The organism is Cryobacterium sp. TMT2-14 (assembly GCF_004402465.1).
Classification (GTDB): Bacteria; Actinomycetota; Actinomycetes; order Actinomycetales; family Microbacteriaceae; genus Cryobacterium; species Cryobacterium sandaracinum.
The window spans coordinates 321,190-336,789 of record NZ_SOFV01000009.1; the positions used below are offsets into that span (position 1 = coordinate 321,190).

Annotated in this window: 18 protein-coding genes; 14 read left to right on the top strand and 4 right to left on the bottom strand. The window is 67.0% G+C overall.

Annotated elements, in window-relative coordinates:
* Positions 1–2 precede the first annotated feature (2 nt).
* Positions 3–1,229: a radical SAM family heme chaperone HemW gene (gene hemW, locus E3O28_RS03965; protein ID WP_104169679.1), complete on the top strand. Its 1,227-nt coding sequence runs from the start codon at positions 3–5 to the stop codon at positions 1,227–1,229.
* A gap of 2 nt (positions 1,230–1,231) precedes the next feature.
* Here the strand turns inward: hemW and E3O28_RS03970 are convergent, their stop codons facing one another.
* A complete protein-coding gene (locus tag E3O28_RS03970) occupies positions 1,232–1,609 on the bottom strand; it encodes a DUF4870 domain-containing protein (protein WP_241972999.1) in 378 nt (125 codons plus the stop codon).
* Between the two features lie 36 nt (positions 1,610–1,645).
* Positions 1,646–2,092 carry a DUF4870 domain-containing protein gene (locus E3O28_RS03975; RefSeq protein ID WP_134401611.1) on the bottom strand — a complete coding sequence of 149 codons (447 nt, stop codon included), beginning with the start codon at positions 2,090–2,092 and terminating at the stop codon, positions 1,646–1,648.
* A gap of 167 nt (positions 2,093–2,259) precedes the next feature.
* On the opposite strand from E3O28_RS03975, the gene hrcA reads away from it, so the two are divergent.
* The 9 genes from hrcA to leuA all read left to right on the top strand — a co-directional run bounded on the left by hrcA (position 2,260) and on the right by leuA (position 11,448).
* Positions 2,260–3,297 (top strand): heat-inducible transcriptional repressor HrcA, encoded by a 1,038-nt coding sequence (gene hrcA / locus E3O28_RS03980; RefSeq protein ID WP_134375024.1) that lies wholly within the window; start codon positions 2,260–2,262, stop codon positions 3,295–3,297.
* A gap of 66 nt (positions 3,298–3,363) precedes the next feature.
* Positions 3,364–4,482: a molecular chaperone DnaJ gene (dnaJ, locus tag E3O28_RS03985; protein WP_104099997.1), complete on the top strand. Its 1,119-nt coding sequence runs from the start codon at positions 3,364–3,366 to the stop codon at positions 4,480–4,482.
* A gap of 6 nt (positions 4,483–4,488) precedes the next feature.
* Entirely contained in the window at positions 4,489–5,229 is a 741-nt protein-coding gene (locus tag E3O28_RS03990) for a 16S rRNA (uracil(1498)-N(3))-methyltransferase (RefSeq protein WP_134375022.1), read from the top strand.
* A gap of 22 nt (positions 5,230–5,251) precedes the next feature.
* On the top strand, positions 5,252–5,629 hold the full coding sequence (locus E3O28_RS03995; RefSeq protein ID WP_134415236.1) for an HIT domain-containing protein: 378 nt from the start codon (positions 5,252–5,254) through the stop codon (positions 5,627–5,629).
* Between the two features lie 49 nt (positions 5,630–5,678).
* Complete coding sequence (locus E3O28_RS04000) at positions 5,679–6,695, top strand: PhoH family protein (RefSeq protein WP_104100031.1); 1,017 nt, start codon at positions 5,679–5,681, stop codon at positions 6,693–6,695.
* Positions 6,692–7,159 carry an rRNA maturation RNase YbeY gene (ybeY, locus tag E3O28_RS04005; protein ID WP_104099994.1) on the top strand — a complete coding sequence of 156 codons (468 nt, stop codon included), beginning with the start codon at positions 6,692–6,694 and terminating at the stop codon, positions 7,157–7,159. Before E3O28_RS04000 ends, ybeY begins: the two co-directional genes overlap by 4 nt.
* Entirely contained in the window at positions 7,156–8,472 is a 1,317-nt protein-coding gene (locus tag E3O28_RS04010) for a hemolysin family protein (RefSeq protein WP_134401609.1), read from the top strand. The genes ybeY and E3O28_RS04010 overlap by 4 nt, the downstream gene beginning before the upstream one ends.
* Positions 8,465–9,367, top strand: a complete 903-nt coding sequence (gene era, locus E3O28_RS04015; RefSeq protein ID WP_134415237.1) for a GTPase Era — start codon at positions 8,465–8,467, stop codon at positions 9,365–9,367. The genes E3O28_RS04010 and era overlap by 8 nt, the downstream gene beginning before the upstream one ends.
* Before the next feature lie 308 nt (positions 9,368–9,675).
* Positions 9,676–11,448: a 2-isopropylmalate synthase gene (gene leuA / locus E3O28_RS04020; RefSeq protein WP_134401608.1), complete on the top strand. Its 1,773-nt coding sequence runs from the start codon at positions 9,676–9,678 to the stop codon at positions 11,446–11,448.
* A gap of 151 nt (positions 11,449–11,599) precedes the next feature.
* Here leuA and E3O28_RS04025 read toward each other — a convergent pair whose 3' ends face one another.
* Both E3O28_RS04025 and E3O28_RS04030 read right to left on the bottom strand, forming a co-directional pair.
* Entirely contained in the window at positions 11,600–12,157 is a 558-nt protein-coding gene (locus E3O28_RS04025; RefSeq protein WP_174721874.1) for a hypothetical protein, read from the bottom strand.
* Between the two features lie 293 nt (positions 12,158–12,450).
* Positions 12,451–13,149: a TRIC cation channel family protein gene (locus E3O28_RS04030; protein WP_233191248.1), complete on the bottom strand. Its 699-nt coding sequence runs from the start codon at positions 13,147–13,149 to the stop codon at positions 12,451–12,453.
* A gap of 78 nt (positions 13,150–13,227) precedes the next feature.
* Here E3O28_RS04030 and recO point away from each other — a divergent pair, with 78 nt between their 5' ends.
* Genes recO through E3O28_RS17185 form a run of 4 tightly spaced genes read left to right on the top strand, consistent with a single transcriptional unit; the run spans position 13,228 to position 15,599 of the window.
* Positions 13,228–13,950, top strand: a complete 723-nt coding sequence (gene recO, locus E3O28_RS04035; protein ID WP_104099989.1) for a DNA repair protein RecO — start codon at positions 13,228–13,230, stop codon at positions 13,948–13,950.
* Positions 13,947–14,777, top strand: a complete 831-nt coding sequence (locus tag E3O28_RS04040) for an isoprenyl transferase (protein ID WP_104099988.1) — start codon at positions 13,947–13,949, stop codon at positions 14,775–14,777. Before recO ends, E3O28_RS04040 begins: the two co-directional genes overlap by 4 nt.
* A 40-nt stretch (positions 14,778–14,817) precedes the next feature.
* The gene (locus tag E3O28_RS04045) at positions 14,818–15,477 is read left to right on the top strand and encodes a DsbA family oxidoreductase (RefSeq protein ID WP_134415238.1); all 660 of its coding nucleotides are present in this window, start codon (positions 14,818–14,820) and stop codon (positions 15,475–15,477) included.
* Positions 15,474–15,599 (top strand): hypothetical protein, encoded by a 126-nt coding sequence (locus E3O28_RS17185; RefSeq protein WP_255409015.1) that lies wholly within the window; start codon positions 15,474–15,476, stop codon positions 15,597–15,599. Before E3O28_RS04045 ends, E3O28_RS17185 begins: the two co-directional genes overlap by 4 nt.
* Position 15,600 lies beyond the last annotated feature (1 nt).

Below are 15,600 nucleotides of genomic sequence, written 5' to 3' on the forward strand. Positions count from 1 at the left end.
GCATGGGCAGTGCCCTTCCCCTCGGCGACCCCGCACCCAGCGACGGACTGCTGCCGGCCTCGGCCGCCGTGGGAGCAGCCCAGCGCGATTTCGGCGTCTACCTGCACGTGCCGTTCTGCCGGGTCCGCTGCGGCTACTGCGACTTCAACACCTATACCGCCACCGAGTTGCGGGGCGCGAGCCAGCATGACTATGCCGGCCAGGCGATCACCGAGGTCCAGTCGGCCGGCCGGATCCTGACTCAGTCGGGCGTGCCGGCCCGCCAGGCGGCGACCGTCTTCTTCGGCGGCGGCACCCCCACCCTGCTCCCGGCCGACGACCTGGTGCGGATGCTGGAGGCCGTGCGCTCCACCTGGGGGATCGCACCCGGCGCCGAGGTGACCACCGAGGCGAACCCCGACTCCGTCGACGCCGCCTACCTCGGCCGCCTCGCCGAGTCCGGCTTCACCCGGGTATCCTTCGGCATGCAGTCCGCGGTACCGAGCGTGCTGGCCACCCTCGAGCGCACCCACGACCCCGAGCGGGTGCCGCTTGTGGTGCAGTGGGCGCGCGAGGCCGGCCTCGACGTGTCCCTCGACCTGATCTACGGCACACCGGGGGAGACCCTCGTCGATTGGCGCACCAGCCTCGAGCACGCCATCCGGCAGGCTCCCACCCACGTCAGCGCCTACTCGCTTATCGTCGAGGAGGGCACCAAGCTGGCCCGCCAGATCAAGCGCGGCGAACTGGCCCCTGTCGATGACGACGTTCAGGCCGAGTTCTATGAGCTGGCCGACGACCTACTGTCCTCGGCAGGCTACGGCTGGTATGAGGTCAGCAACTGGGCGACGGATGACGCGCACCGCTCGCGCCACAACCTCGCCTACTGGCGCAGCCAGGACTGGTGGGGTGTGGGGCCCGGAGCCCACAGCCACATCGGTGGGGTGCGCTGGTGGAACGTCAAGCATCCGTCGGCCTACGGCGATCGGATTCGCGCCGGCGACTCACCGGCTGCCGGGCGGGAGACCCTCGATGCGGCCACTCAGGAGGTGGAGCGGGTGCTCTTGCTCACCCGAATCCGCGAGGGTATCCCCATCGACTCGCTCAGCCCGCTCAGGCGCCACGAGGTGGCGGGACTCATCGCCGACGAACTCATCGATGCGAAAGCAGCCCTCTTCGGTTCGATCGAACTGACCCTCAGAGGACGACTCCTGGCGGATGCCGTCGTGCGCCGCCTGCTCGCCGACTGAACTCAGTTCACGAACTTGATCGACAGCGGATACGTGTAGTACTCGCCCCGGTTTGCGGCCAAGGCGGCCATGATTCCGAACACGACCATCAGAACGGAGGCAGCCAGGAGAACGAGGTAGCCGACGAGGATGATCGTCAGGACGCCGCCGACCGCGTAGGCGATCAGGAGCGTGAGCTGGAAGTTCAGTGCGGTCGCGGTGTGTGCCCGGATGAACGGGCCGCGGTCCTTGAGCACGATGTAGCCGATCAGGGCCGGCACGAAATAGAACAGAATGCCGCCGACGTGCACGAGGGTGGCCCACAGTTTTTCGTCGGCCGGGTTCATCGGGGTGGGAGCCTGGTTCGGGTTGGCGGGCGGTGGTGGGGTGGAATTGGTCATTGGTGCTCCTTCTGAAGAAAAACCGAGTGCGCCGGGCTACTTGATCAGGCGCAGGGCGAACGGGTACCGGTAGTGGTTGCCGTCCTTCGCCTGGAGGTAGCCGAGCACCGAGAAGACAACACCGAGGATGTACAGCACCCAGGCGAGACCGCCGATGACGCCGCCGATGCCGAATGTGAGGAAGCCGATAACCGTCGCAAAAAAGTTGATCGCGAAGTAGCCGATCAGAAGCGTGATCTGAAAGTTGAGCGCTTCCTTCGCCTCGACGCTGGTCAGAGGTCCGCGGTCTTTGAAGAGCAGCCACAGCACCAGGGACGGCACGAACATGAGGATCCCGCCCAGATGTGCGAGGGACGCCCATTGGCGGTCATCCGCCTCCGTCAGGGGTGCCGACGGTCCCGGGGCGGCAGGCTGGTAGGGCGGTTGCGGCGGCCGTTGGCCCTGGTACGGATCATCGGATCCGGGACCAGTGAAATTACTCATGATCATGCCTTTCAGTGCACCGGGGAAGAGGTGCTACATGCCTAAGTTACTGCGCCCCAACATTGGGGAGCAATGGGTAAGCCCAGCCGGTCGCGGTATGATTGGCAGTCACATACCGCGAGTGCCAATCGATGCTGCACTCGCGACGCTGGGAGGAGGCGAGCGCCATGGTGTCCGATCGCAGTCTCGAAGTCCTGCGTGTGATCGTTCAGGACTATGTAGCCTCCCGCGAACCCGTCGGTTCCAAATCTATCGTCGACCGGCATTCCTTCGGGGTCTCGGCGGCCACGATCCGCAACGACATGGCCCTGCTCGAAGAGGAAGAGTTGATCGCGGCTCCGCACACCTCGTCGGGCCGCATCCCCACCGATAAGGGCTACCGCCTGTTCGTCGACCATCTCGCCGATCTGCGCCCGCTCTCGGCGGCGCAGCGCCAAGCCATCGAGACGTTCCTCGGTCAGTCGGCCGACCTTGACGAGGTGCTGGCCCGCAGCGTGCGGCTGCTCTCGCAGCTCACCCATCAGGTCGCCCTGGTGCAGTATCCGTCGCTGTCCCGCGCGAAGGTGCGCCACATCGAACTGGTGCCCCTGTCCGAGACTCGCCTCCTGTCGGTTCTGATCACGGATGCCGGACGGGTCGAGCAACGCGTCGTCGACCTGCCCCGGCCTCTGGCTGAACCCGTTCTGATCGAACTGCGCACCCGGTTGAATTCTGCTCTGGTCGGGCTGGGCATGAGCGAGGCCGCCAGCACCCTTACCGGCAGCTCTCTCACCGCCGGCTCCGGCCTCGGCCCGCTCGAGCAGCAGGAGGCGGTGGATCTGATCACCGGCACCCTGCGGGACCAGGTCGGCGCGAACAGGCAGGACCGGCTCGTGATGGCCGGCGCCGCCAACCTCGTGCGCACCGAGGAAGACTTCACCGGCAGCATTTTCCCGGTGCTCGAGGCCATCGAGGAACAGGTCGTGCTTCTGCGGCTGTTCGGCGAGATGGCCTCTGACCAGCACGGCGTGTCCGTCAGTATCGGCCGGGAGAATGCCCCGTTCGGTCTGGCCGAGACATCCGTGCTCACCAGCGGCTACTCCTCGCAGGGCGGCAACCTGGCGCGCCTCGGCGTACTCGGCCCCACTCGGATGGACTACTCGAACAACATGGCGGCCGTCCGTGCGGTCGCCCGCTACCTTTCACGCCTTCTCGGCGAGAATTGACCAGTTCCCCTCGGCCCAGAAGCCGGCGGAACACCACATTTCAGAACAGACCTAGGAGAGCCAGCTTTGGCTGACCATTACGAAGTACTCGGCGTTGCCCGCGACGCCTCGACCGACGAGATCAAGAAGGCCTACCGCAGGCTGGCCCGGCAGCTGCACCCCGACGTGAACCCGGGCGCGGATGCATCCGAGCGCTTCAAATCCGTCACGCACGCCTACGACGTGCTCAGCGACGTCAAGCAACGCGACAACTACGACCGTGGCGGCAACGGCCGCTCGGGCGGCGGCGGAGGCGCCGGTTTCGACGGCAACTTCGGCAACTTCGGCGACATTTTCGAGACCTTCTTCGGCGGCGGGGGATCCAGCCGCGGGCCTCGGTCGCGCCGTGAGCGCGGCCAGGATGCCCTGATCCGGGTCGACCTCGACCTCGATGAGATCATCTTCGGCACGCACCGGGAGCTCGAGGTCGACACGGCCATCATGTGCGCGACCTGCAGCGGCACGTGCTGCCAGCCGGGCACCGCGCCCGTCACCTGCGACATCTGCCACGGCACCGGCACCATCCAGCGCGCCGTGCGGTCGCTGCTCGGCAATGTCATGACGAGCAGCCCCTGCGGTTCCTGCCGCGGCTACGGCACGATCATCGCCACTCCCTGCGTCACCTGCCAGGGCCAGGGCCGCGTGCGAGCGCGTCGCACGGTCCCCGTCGACATCCCGGCGGGGGTCGACACGGGCCTGCGCCTGCAGATGCCCGGCAGCGGCGAGGCCGGTCCGGCCGGCGGTCCCAACGGCGACCTCTACCTTGAGATGAAGGTGCGCCACCACGACGTGTTCAGCCGTGACGGCGACGACCTGCTCTGCACCCTCGAGGTGCCGATGACGGATGCCATCCTCGGCAGATCCGCGACCGTCAAGGCGCTCGACGGCGACATCGAGGTCGAGCTCAGGCCGGGCACGCAGAGCGCCGAGATCATCACGGTCAAGGACCGCGGCGTAACCCGTCTGCGCGGGAACGGACGCGGCGACCTGAAGGTCGGCGTGCACGTGGTCACACCGACCCGTCTCGACCACAAGGAGCGGGAGCTGATCGAGGCCTTTGCGGCCCGCCACAAGGCGCCGGTTCCTGCCCTCAGCGCCTTTCAGCAGGGACTTTTCGCCAAGCTGCGCGATCGGTTTCGCGGCTAGGCGTCGATGGCACACTTCTTCATCGACGAGGCGCTCCACGCCGCCGATTGCGTGCCGGGGGCGGTCGTCGGCATCGGTGGCGCCGAGGCCCGGCACGCGGTCACCGTCAGCCGGGTGCGCCCGGGCGAGCGCCTGCAGATCGGGAACGGGGCCGGGCTCATGCTCGCCGCCACCGTCGTTGACGCAGATGCGAGGCTGCTGACCCTGCGCGTCGAGACGGTGACCGTGACCGCGCTGCTGACGCCGCGCATCCGTCTGGTCCAGGCTCTCGCCAAGGGAGACCGGGACGAATTGGCTGTGCAGGCGGCCACGGAGCTCGGCATCGACGGGGTGATCCCGTGGGCCGCATCCCGCTCCGTGACGCGCTGGGAGGGAGCCAAAATCAAGAAGGGCCGGGATCGCTGGTCCAGCATCGTACGCGAGGCCTCGAAACAGTCGATTCGCGCGTGGCTGCCCACGGTCGGGGAACCGGCGAGCACCAAAATGCTGGCCGAGCTGGCCGGCACCACCCGGATGCTGCTGCTGGAGCCCACCGCGAGCGAACGGTTGACCTCGCAGGCGGCGCCGACCGACGACCGGGATATCCTGCTCGTCGTCGGACCCGAGGGCGGCATCTCCCCGGCCGAGCTGACCCTGCTCGAGCAGGCAGGCGCCACCCGGGTGCGCCTGGGCGACAATGTGCTGCGCACCTCCACCGCCGGCCCGGCCGCCCTCTCCATCCTGAACGTGACGCTCGGCCGCTGGTAGCGCGTGAGCTTAAGATAGAGACATGTCTTCCACCGGCCAAGAACCGTCCATCTTCACTCGCATCGCCGCGCGCGAGGTCCCGGCGACCATCGTCGCCGAAACCGAACGGATCATCGCCTTCACCGATATCGCCCCGCAGGCGCCCGTGCATGTCGTCATCACGCCGAAAACATCCGAGTACAGCAACGTGGTCGAGCTCGCGGCCGGCGACCCCGGGCTGCTGACCGAACTCATCGAGGTGGCGGATGCTGTGGCGGCCCAGCTGTCCAACGGCCAGTTTCGGCTCGTGTTCAATACCGGCGCCAGCGTCGGGCAGACCGTTTTCCACGTCCACGCTCACCTGCTCGCTCCGCAGGCCGCCGGCGGAACCCTCGGGGAGGGAACGCTTGGTTTCCGGTGAGCCCGGGCCGGGCCAGGCCGAGGTGCACATCACGGTCGACGGCGTTGCCATGGTGCGCCTGCTCGGCGCCGACGACCGTCTGCTCGCCGCCGTCGAGAAGGAACACCCCGGCGTCAGCGTGCACGTGCGCGGCAACGAGGTCACCCTGATCGGTGAGACCGAGCACGTCGAGGCGGCGCGTCGCCTGATCGAGGAGCTCCTGCTCATGGTGCGCGGCGGGCGTGACCTCGCCGAGTCCGAGGTGAGCACCTCCTCACGGATGCTCGACACGGACAGCTCCACGAGCCCTTCCGAACGTCTGGGCCCGGCCATCCTCAGCTCCCGCGGCAAGAGCATCCGCCCCAAGACCATCGGGCAGAAGGAATACGTGGACGCCATCGACACCGACACCATCGTGTTCGGGATCGGGCCGGCCGGAACCGGCAAGACCTACCTGGCAATGGCCAAGGCCGTGCAGGCGCTGCAGCGCAAGGAGGTCGAACGGATCATCCTCACCCGCCCGGCCGTCGAGGCCGGGGAACGACTCGGCTTCCTGCCGGGCAGCCTCACCGAGAAGATCGACCCGTACCTGCGCCCCCTGTACGACGCCCTGAACGAGATGATGGACCCGGAACTCGTGCCCAAACTGCTCGCAGCCGGAACCATCGAGGTGGCCCCGCTCGCCTATATGCGCGGCCGCACGCTCAACTCCTCCTTTGTCGTGCTCGATGAGGCGCAGAACACCACTGCCGAACAGATGAAGATGTTCCTCACCCGGTTGGGGTTCGGCTCGAAAATGGTCGTGACCGGGGACATCACTCAGATTGACCTTCCGGCGGGCTCGAGCGGGCTGCGCTTGGTGAGCCGGGTGCTCGACGGGGTCGACGACATCCGTTTCGTGCGTCTGAGCAGTGCCGACGTCGTGCGGCACTCCCTGGTCGGCCGGATCGTCGACGCCTGGACCGCATACGACGCGCAGAAGCAGGCCGAGCGCTACGAAAGCGATCAGGCGCGGGAATTCGCAGGTCGCGGACCCGGCCGCCCCAACACTCCCCGCGACCGCCTTCCGAAACGGAGATCCTCTTGAGCATCGAAATCAACAACGAATCGACTATCCCGGTCGATGAGGCCGCCATCCTGCGTCTGGCCGCCTACGCTCTGGACTCCATGCACGTGCACTCTGACGCCGAACTGGCGATCGTCCTCGTCGACGAGGGTGCGATGGAGCAGCTGCACGTGCAATGGATGGATGAGCCGGGCCCCACCGACGTGCTCAGCTTCCCGATGGACGAATTGCGCCCGGGCACCGAAGACGCCGAGACCCCGCCGGGGCTGCTCGGCGATATCGTGCTCTGCCCGCAGGTGGCCCAGGGCCAGGCCGAGACAGCCGGGCACAGCGCCCTCGAGGAACTCCTGCTGCTCACCACGCACGGCGTGCTGCACCTGCTCGGATTCGACCACGTGGAACCCGCCGAGGAGAAGGAAATGTTCGGCATCCAGCGAGACATCCTGATCGGCTTCGCCCTGCAGGAACGCCTCCGCGACCGATGATCGGGTGGTTTCTCACGGCGGCCATCCTGTTGGTCGCCTTCGGCGGCCTGATGGCCGCGGTGGACTCCGCCGTCACGAGCCAATCCCGGGCCGACATTCTTGACCTGGCCGAGAAGTCCCGTGCCAAGCGCTCCCTGACGGCGATCGCCGCCGACACCGGGGCGCACCTGAACACGATCAATTTTGTACGGATCATCGCCGAGACCACGGCGGCCGTGCTGGTGACCCTCGTCTTCGCGACCACGATCGAGGAGCTGTGGCTGGCACTGCTACTGTCCTCCCTGCTGATGACCGCGGTCTCCTTCGTGCTCGTCGGCGCCAGCCCGCGCAGCGTGGGCCGGGCCCACCCCGTGGAGTTGCTCTCCGCGACCGCCCCGCTGGTGCACTTCCTCCGGGTGCTCCTCGGCCCCATCGCCAACGCGCTTGTCGCCCTCGGCAACCGGGTCACCCCCGGGCGCACCCGGCTGGCCACGTTCACGTCGGAGGACCAGCTGCTCAGCATGGTCGACGAGGCCACCGAGCTCGATGTACTCGAGGAGGACGACCGGGAACTGATCCACTCGATCTTCGAGTTCAACGAGACCGTCGTGCGCGAGGTGATGATTCCGCGCACCGACATGGTCACCATCGAAGCGGACTCATCGATCGGCGCGGCGATGGGCCTGTTCCTGAGTAAGGGCTTCTCCCGGGTGCCGGTCATCGACGGCGAAGTGGATGACGTCACGGGCATCCTGTACCTGCGCGATGTGGCCCGGCTCGTCTACGAGCGGCCGCCGAACGCGGAGAGCCTCACGGTGCGGGAGCTCGAGCGACCGGCCGTCTTCGTGCCCGAGTCGAAGAAAGCCGACGCGCTGCTCCGCCAGATGCAGCTCGAGTCAAACCACCTCGCGATGGTGGTCGACGAGTATGGTGGCATCGCCGGACTGGTCACCCTTGAAGACCTGATCGAGGAACTCGTGGGAGACATCTCCGACGAGTACGACCGCGACGTTGTGGAGGTCGAGGTACTCGGCGACGGTCGCTTCCGGGTGAGCGCGCGGCTTCCGGTCGACGAGCTCGGTGAACTGTTCGACCTGGAACTGGACGACGACGAGGTTGATTCGGTGGGTGGCCTGCTGGCCAAGGCCCTCGGGCGCTTGCCGGTGGCGGGCTCGGTCGCCAGGGCGAGCGGGTTGGTCCTCACCGCCGAACGCACCGAAGGCCGCCGCAAACGAATCAGCACCGTGCTGGTTGAACGAGACCAAGCGCTGATAGACGCGCAGAACGCATTCCTCGGAGTGTCGGACGATGAGAGAGTGAACGGTCATGACTGAAGTAGAAGGATTCCGAGCGGGGTTCGTGTCGTTCGTGGGACGCCCCAACGTGGGCAAATCCACGCTGACGAACGCGCTGGTCGGGGAGAAGGTCGCGATCACGTCGTCGAAGCCGCAGACCACCCGGCGCGCCATCCGCGGCATCGTGCACCAGAAGAACGGTCAGCTGATTCTGGTCGACACCCCGGGTATCCACAAGCCGCGCACCCTGCTGGGCGAACGACTGAACAGCCTCGTGCAGTCGACGCTGTCCGGCGTGGACGTGGTGGGCCTCTGCATTCCGGCCAACGAGCCGATCGGCCCGGGCGACCGGTTCATCAACGAGCAGCTGGACAACTTTCCGCGGGCCCGCAAGGTGGCCATCGTGACCAAGATCGACATGTCCTCCAAAACCAGTGTCGCCAACCAGCTCCTCGCCGTGTCACAGCTGCGTGACTGGGAGGCGATCGTGCCGATCTCGGCGACCAGCCGCATCCAGCTCGATATCCTCAGCGCAGAGCTGCTGCGCCTGCTGCCCTTGTCGGATGCCCCGCTCTACCCGGCCGACGCGGTCACCGACGAGAGCCTCGAGTCTCGCATCTCGGAGTACATCCGGGAGGCGGCGCTCGAGGGCGTCACCGACGAGCTGCCGCACTCGATCGCCGTGACGATTGACGACATCATCGAACGCGACGACCAGGAACTGGTCGAGATCTACGCGAACCTGTTCGTCGAGCGCGACAGCCAGAAGGGCATCATCATCGGCAAAAACGGCAGCCGGTTGAAGGATGTTGGTGTGCGCGCCCGCAAACAGATCGAACCGCTGGTGGGAAAGCGGGTCTTCCTCTCGCTCCGGGTCAAGGTCGCCAAGGAGTGGCAGCGCGACCCGAAACAGCTGGGCCGCCTCGGTTTCTAGCCGGCACTCCGCCAGCACCCCGAACCGCCAGCACCCCGAACGAATTCGACGCAGATTTTGCCTGTATCGGCCACGGACAGCCGGAAAACCGGCCATTTCCCGAAATTCTCCGTCGAATTCGTGCAATGCCGGATGCGATCGGGTGGCGTGACCCGATCCGCTGCTGAGGGTGCTGCCGAGGGTGGTAGCCTGCACTTATGTTTTTCGGTGAGCTGCTTCTTCGCTGCCGCGACGAGTCCTAATCTGAGGCCTCCCTCGTCGCGGAGTTCGTCGTTGGCTACCCACCATTCGCGAGGAGATCCCAGATCATGAAAAACAATCAGACCGCATCCCAGATGCCGATTCACAAGTACCGCCCGTATCAGGAGCAGTTCACGATCGAGCTGCCCGACCGCACCTGGCCGGACAAGCACATCACCGCGGCCCCGCGCTGGTGCGCCGTCGACCTGCGGGATGGCAACCAGGCGCTGATCGATCCGATGAGCCCCGAGCGCAAGCGCATCATGTTCGACATGCTCGTGCGGATGGGCTACAAGGAGATCGAGGTCGGCTTCCCGTCGGCCAGCCAGACCGACTTCGACTTCGTGCGCAGCCTGATCGACGGAAATGCCATTCCAGACGACGTGACCATCCAGGTGCTCACCCAGGCGCGCGAGCACCTGATCCGGCGCACCTACGAGTCGATCGCGGGCGCCAGGCAGGCCATCGTCCACCTCTACAACTCCACCAGCGTGCTGCAGCGCAAGGTCGTGTTCCGCGAAGACAAGCAGGGCATCATCGACATCGCGTTGGCCGGCGCGCGTCTCTGCCGCGCCGCCGAGGCATCCGTCCCCGGCACCACGGTCTACTACGAGTACTCCCCGGAGAGCTACACCGGTACCGAGCTGGGATTCGCCGTCGACGTCTGCAACCAGGTGCTGGAGGTCCTCGAGCCCACGCCGGAGCGCAAGGTCATCATCAACCTGCCCGCGACCGTCGAGATGGCCACACCCAACGTCTACGCCGACTCCATCGAGTGGATGTCCCGCCACCTCGCCCACCGCGAGAACGTGCTCATCTCCCTGCACCCGCACAACGACCGCGGCACAGCCATCGCGGCCGCGGAATTGGGCTACCTGGCCGGGGCCGACCGCATCGAAGGCTGCCTGTTCGGCAACGGGGAGCGCACGGGCAACGTCGACCTGGTGGCGTTGGGCGTCAACCTGTTCACCCAGGGCATCGACCCGCAGATCGACTTCAGCAACATCGACGAGGTCAAGCGCACCGCGGAGTACTGCAACCAGCTGCCTGTGCCCGAGCGCAGCCCCTGGGCCGGCGACCTGGTCTTCACCGCGTTCAGCGGCTCGCACCAGGACGCCATCAAGAAGGGCTTCGAGGCCATGGCAGTGGATGCCGCCACGCAGGACTGCGGCGTCGACGACCTGCTCTGGGCGGTCCCATACCTGCCGATCGACCCGAAGGACCTCGGACGCAGCTACGAAGCCGTGATCCGGGTCAACTCCCAGTCCGGCAAGGGCGGCGTGGCCTACCTGCTCAAGACCGACCACGCCCTGGACCTGCCGCGCAAGCTGCAGATCGAATTCTCCGGCGTCGTGCAGTCCAAGACCGACCAGGAGGGCGGCGAGGTCACCAGTGAGCAGATCTGGGAGATCTTCAACGACGAGTACCTGCCGGCCAGCCACACCACGCCCGACGCCAAGTGGGGTCGGTTCGAGCTGCACGCCACGCGCACCTCGAGCGACCTCTCCGGTTCGGTCGAACTGTCCGTTGACCTGCGCGACGACACGACCGTGTCCAGCGCGGTCGGCGCGGGCAACGGCCCGATCGCGGCGTTCCTCGGCGTGATGGCCGAACGCGGCATCGCCATCACCCTCTACGACTTCGTCGAGCACGCCATGTCGGCAGGCGGCGACGCCCTCGCCGCGGCCTACGTCGAACTCGACGTCAACGGCACGCGGTTCTGGGGCGTCGGCATCGACGCGGACATCTCGACCGCCTCGCTCAAGTCGGTGGTGTCGGCGGTCAACCGCGGCATCCGCGCCGAGGCCGGCAAGCGGTCTCTGGCGGACGCGACCGCCTGACCCCGGGTAGCCTCAGCCGGCACGTGAACTCAGCCGGCACGTGAACTCAGTCGGCGCGTGAGCAGAAAATCGTCAGCCCGGCCGAGTGCCTTCCCCGGGGGAGGCGCTCGGCCGGAGCGATGGTTCTCGGCTGCGTGCTGTCAGTCCGGCTCTAGACCCGCGCCGTGTCCTTCGTCTTCGCCCGGTGCGTCGGAGCGACGTGAGTCGGGTTGGCAGTCGCCCTGGCCGGTCGTGCCTTGGGCGCAGGGGTCAGCACCATCGTGCAGTCGTCGATCGCGCCGGCGAGCAGGTCGTAGAGCTGGCCGTCCGGGTCGGGAACGCACGCTTCCGCGATGCCCTGCACGGACACCCGGATGATGGTCTCCGCCGTGCGGTCCGTGAACTTGCTCCGAGACCAGGATCCCATCGAGGCGATGAAGTCTCGCGCCCACCGTTCGGTCGCCGGTGCCGCGTCAAACGAATTGCGGATGCGCAGGGCGACGTCGTCGGGAATGGTGCCGTTGGCCTCGGTCAGGTACCGTGCGCAGTTGAGGATCCCCACGGCAAGGGCCCGTTGGTGGTCTGCACTCGTGACCGGGAGCGCGGATGTGGCCGCCCGCAGAGCGATCAGCAAGCGCACCCGTGCGTTGTCCCCGCGCAGACCGATCACCGACGGGATCAGCGGGACCAGCCGGGCCCGGGCGGTGTCCGACGTGCAGTCGTTCACCATCCGAGCGACGGAAGCGAGTAACGGATGAGTGCAGGCAGGGTGATCACTCCAGGCCACTCCGGCGAGATAAGAGGCGAACTCCATGAAACAGGCGCCGGAACGTGGGTTTCTGTGCTTGCCTCGGGACAGGACCGGCATCAAATCCGGCATCGAATCGGGCACGTTGCCCTTCATCATGTTCATGAGGTTCCTCCAAACGACGTGAGATCTTCTTACCAGTCTGACCCGGGACGCAATGAAAGGCGAGAGCGGAATCCGTCGTTTGTGGACCAGTTTCGGGCCCGTTCGGGGCCTCAGGCCCCGCGGTTCCTGCGCCGCCGGAAGGCGACGATATTGTCGCGCCGCCACCGGGGCCAACTGCCGATCGCGCGCTGCTGCGGCAGGCTCCAGCCGTACCGCGCAGCGAGGATCCGGATGACCGTCGTCACCACGACGCAGGCGATCCCGGCGATGGTGATGGGCACCTGCAGCATGAAGAGCACCACGAGCAGGCCGCTGCCGACCCCGGCCGCGACGGCGTAGAACGAGCCGACGTGCATCACGGCGATCGGCACGTTCAGCATCATGTCCCGCAGGGCCGACCCACCCACCGCCGTGACGACCCCGACGAACAGGGCGGGGATCTCCGGCAGGCCGACGGCGAGTGCCTTGCTCGTGCCGAGGGCGCCGAACAGCCCGATGGTCACGGCGTCGAGGGCGATGATGAACGGGCCGAGCCGGTTGAACAGGCTCTGCAGCAGCATGCCGAGCAGAGCCGCCCCCGCGCACACCGGCAGGTACCAGTTACTCTGCAGCGCGGCCGGCACGCCGCCCAGCAGGATATCGCGGAGCAAACCGCCGCCGAGCCCCACGGTGACGCCGATCAGCGCGATGCCGAGCAGGTCGAAGCGGCGGTCGGTGAAGCGACCGGCGAACATGGCGCCCTGCACGGCTCCGATGGCCACGGCCGTGAGGTCGAGCCAGAGCGGGATGAAGAATGAGGTGGAGGGCACCCCTAATGAAACCACTGAAACGGTGGGTATCGGCGCGCTTGACGACCCCGCGCTCCCGCCAGGTGGGAGAATTCAGGGGTGCCTGTCTACCGTGATGATGTCGTCGTGCTGCGCACCCAGAAACTGGGCGAAGCCGACCGCATCGTCACCATGCTCACGCGCCAGCACGGGAAGGTGCGCGCGGTAGCCAAGGGTGTGCGCCGCACCGCGTCGAAATTCGGGGCCCGGCTCGAACCGTTCATGGTCGCCGACGTGCAGCTTTGGGAGGGGCGGAGCCTCGACGTCATCACGCAGGCGGAGTCCATCGCTTCTTACGGAGCCCTGATCACGGCCGACTACCCGAGCTACACGGCGGCCAGCGCCATGGTCGAAACCGCCGACAAACTCACCGAGGCGGAGGGTTCGCTGCAGCAGTACCTGCTGCTCGTGGGTGCCCTCCGGTCGCTCTCCCGCCGTGAGCACGGCGCCGGCCTCACCCTCGACTCCTATCTGCTCCGAGCACTGTCGATGGCCGGCTGGGCACCCAGTTTCCAGGACTGCGCACGGTGCGGAGCCCGGGGAGCCCACTCAGCGATGGTTGTGCAGGCTGGCGGGATCGTCTGCGACGATTGCGCAGCCCCTGGTTCGCCGAGGCTCGATCCGGCCACCATCACCCTGCTCGGCTCCCTCCTGACCGGCGACTGGGAGCACACCAAATCCACCCCTCCCCAGACCAGAGCCCAGGCCACCGGGGTTGTCGCCGCCTACACGCAGTGGCACCTCGGGCGCGGCCTTCGATCGTTGGAACACGTGAGTCGATGACCCCTGCGCCCTTCCTCAATCCCTTCGGCCAGAAGCCCCTGACCCACAAGGATGCGGTGCCGTTCAAACCCTTGGACTGGACGGGCCTGTACCCGCCCGCCCTGCCGAAGCAGGCCGTTCCCGAGCACGTGGCGGTCGTGATGGACGGCAACGGCCGGTGGGCGAACGCGCGCGGGCTGCCTCGGGTGGAAGGCCACAAGGCGGGGGAGGCCGCGCTTCTCGACGTCGTCGCCGGGGCCATCCAGATCGGCGTCAAACACCTGAGCGTCTACGCGTTCTCCACCGAGAACTGGAAGCGGTCACCCGACGAGGTTCGCTTCCTGATGGGATTCAACCGGGACGTCCTGCACCGCCGGCGCGATCAGCTCAACGAATGGGGGGTGCGCGTGCGGTGGGCCGGACGCAAGCCCCGGCTGTGGGCATCCGTCATCAAGGAACTGCAGTTCGCCGAACGGCTGACCACCGGGAACGACGTGCTCACCCTCACCATGTGCGTGAACTACGGCGGGCGCACCGAGATCGCGGATGCCGTGCGCGCCTTGGCTGAGGACGTGGCCGCAGGCAGGCTGAAGCCCGCCGGGATCACCGAGAAGTCGATCCAGCGGTACCTGTACACCGCGGACCTCCCCGACGTGGACCTGTTCCTGCGCAGTTCGGGGGAGCAGCGCACCAGCAACTTTCTGCTCTGGCAGAGCGCCTACGCGGAGATGGTGTTTTTGGACACCCTCTGGCCGGACTTCGGCCGTGGGGACCTGTGGCGGGCGATCGAGCTCTACGCGGCCCGTAACCGCCGCTACGGCGGCGCCGTGGACGCGCCGACCGTCTAGGCCGGGAATACAACGTGGGGCTCCATCGGTTGACCTCACAGTGAGTGAAGCCATCAAAGTAGACATCTGGTCCGACGTTCAGTGCCCCTGGTGCTACATCGGAAAGCGCAAGTTCGAGGCCGGGGCGGCCCTGTTCGACGGGAACGTCGAGGTCGAATATCACAGCTTTGAACTCGCCCCGGATACCCCGGTCGACTTCGATGGCAGCCCCGTCGACTATCTCAGTCAGCGCAAGGGCCTGCCGGTCGCCGAGGTCGAGCAGATGCTCGAGCGCGTCACCGGCATTGCCGAGAGCGTCGGGCTGCACTACGACTACGACTCCGTGCATCAGACCAACACTGTCATCTCGCACGAGCTGCTGCACTACGCGAAGGCGCACGGCCGCCAGCTCGACATGAAAGAACGACTGCTTAAGGCCTACTTCGTCGACGGCCGCCACGTCGGCCGGATCGCCGACCTCGCAGACCTCGCCGCCGAAATCGGCCTGGACCGTGACGACGTCATCCGCGCCCTGACCGCCCACGACTTCCTCGCGGATGTCAAGGCCGACGTCGCTCAGGCCAACGCCTACGGCATCCAGGGGGTGCCCTTCTTCGTCATCGACGGCAAATACGGGATCTCCGGCGCCCAGGACCCCGACACCTTCGCCCAGGCCCTCCGCCAGGCGCGCACCGAAAAATCCGAGGAGAAGAACAAATGAGCGACGCACCAGATACCACCGCCCCGGTCGCCCCCGCCGAGGCCGCGTCCGTTCCCACGATCGAACTTCTCGGCCAAGCCGCGGCCGGCGGATGCTGCGGCGGCGGCTCCTGCGGCGTCTAGC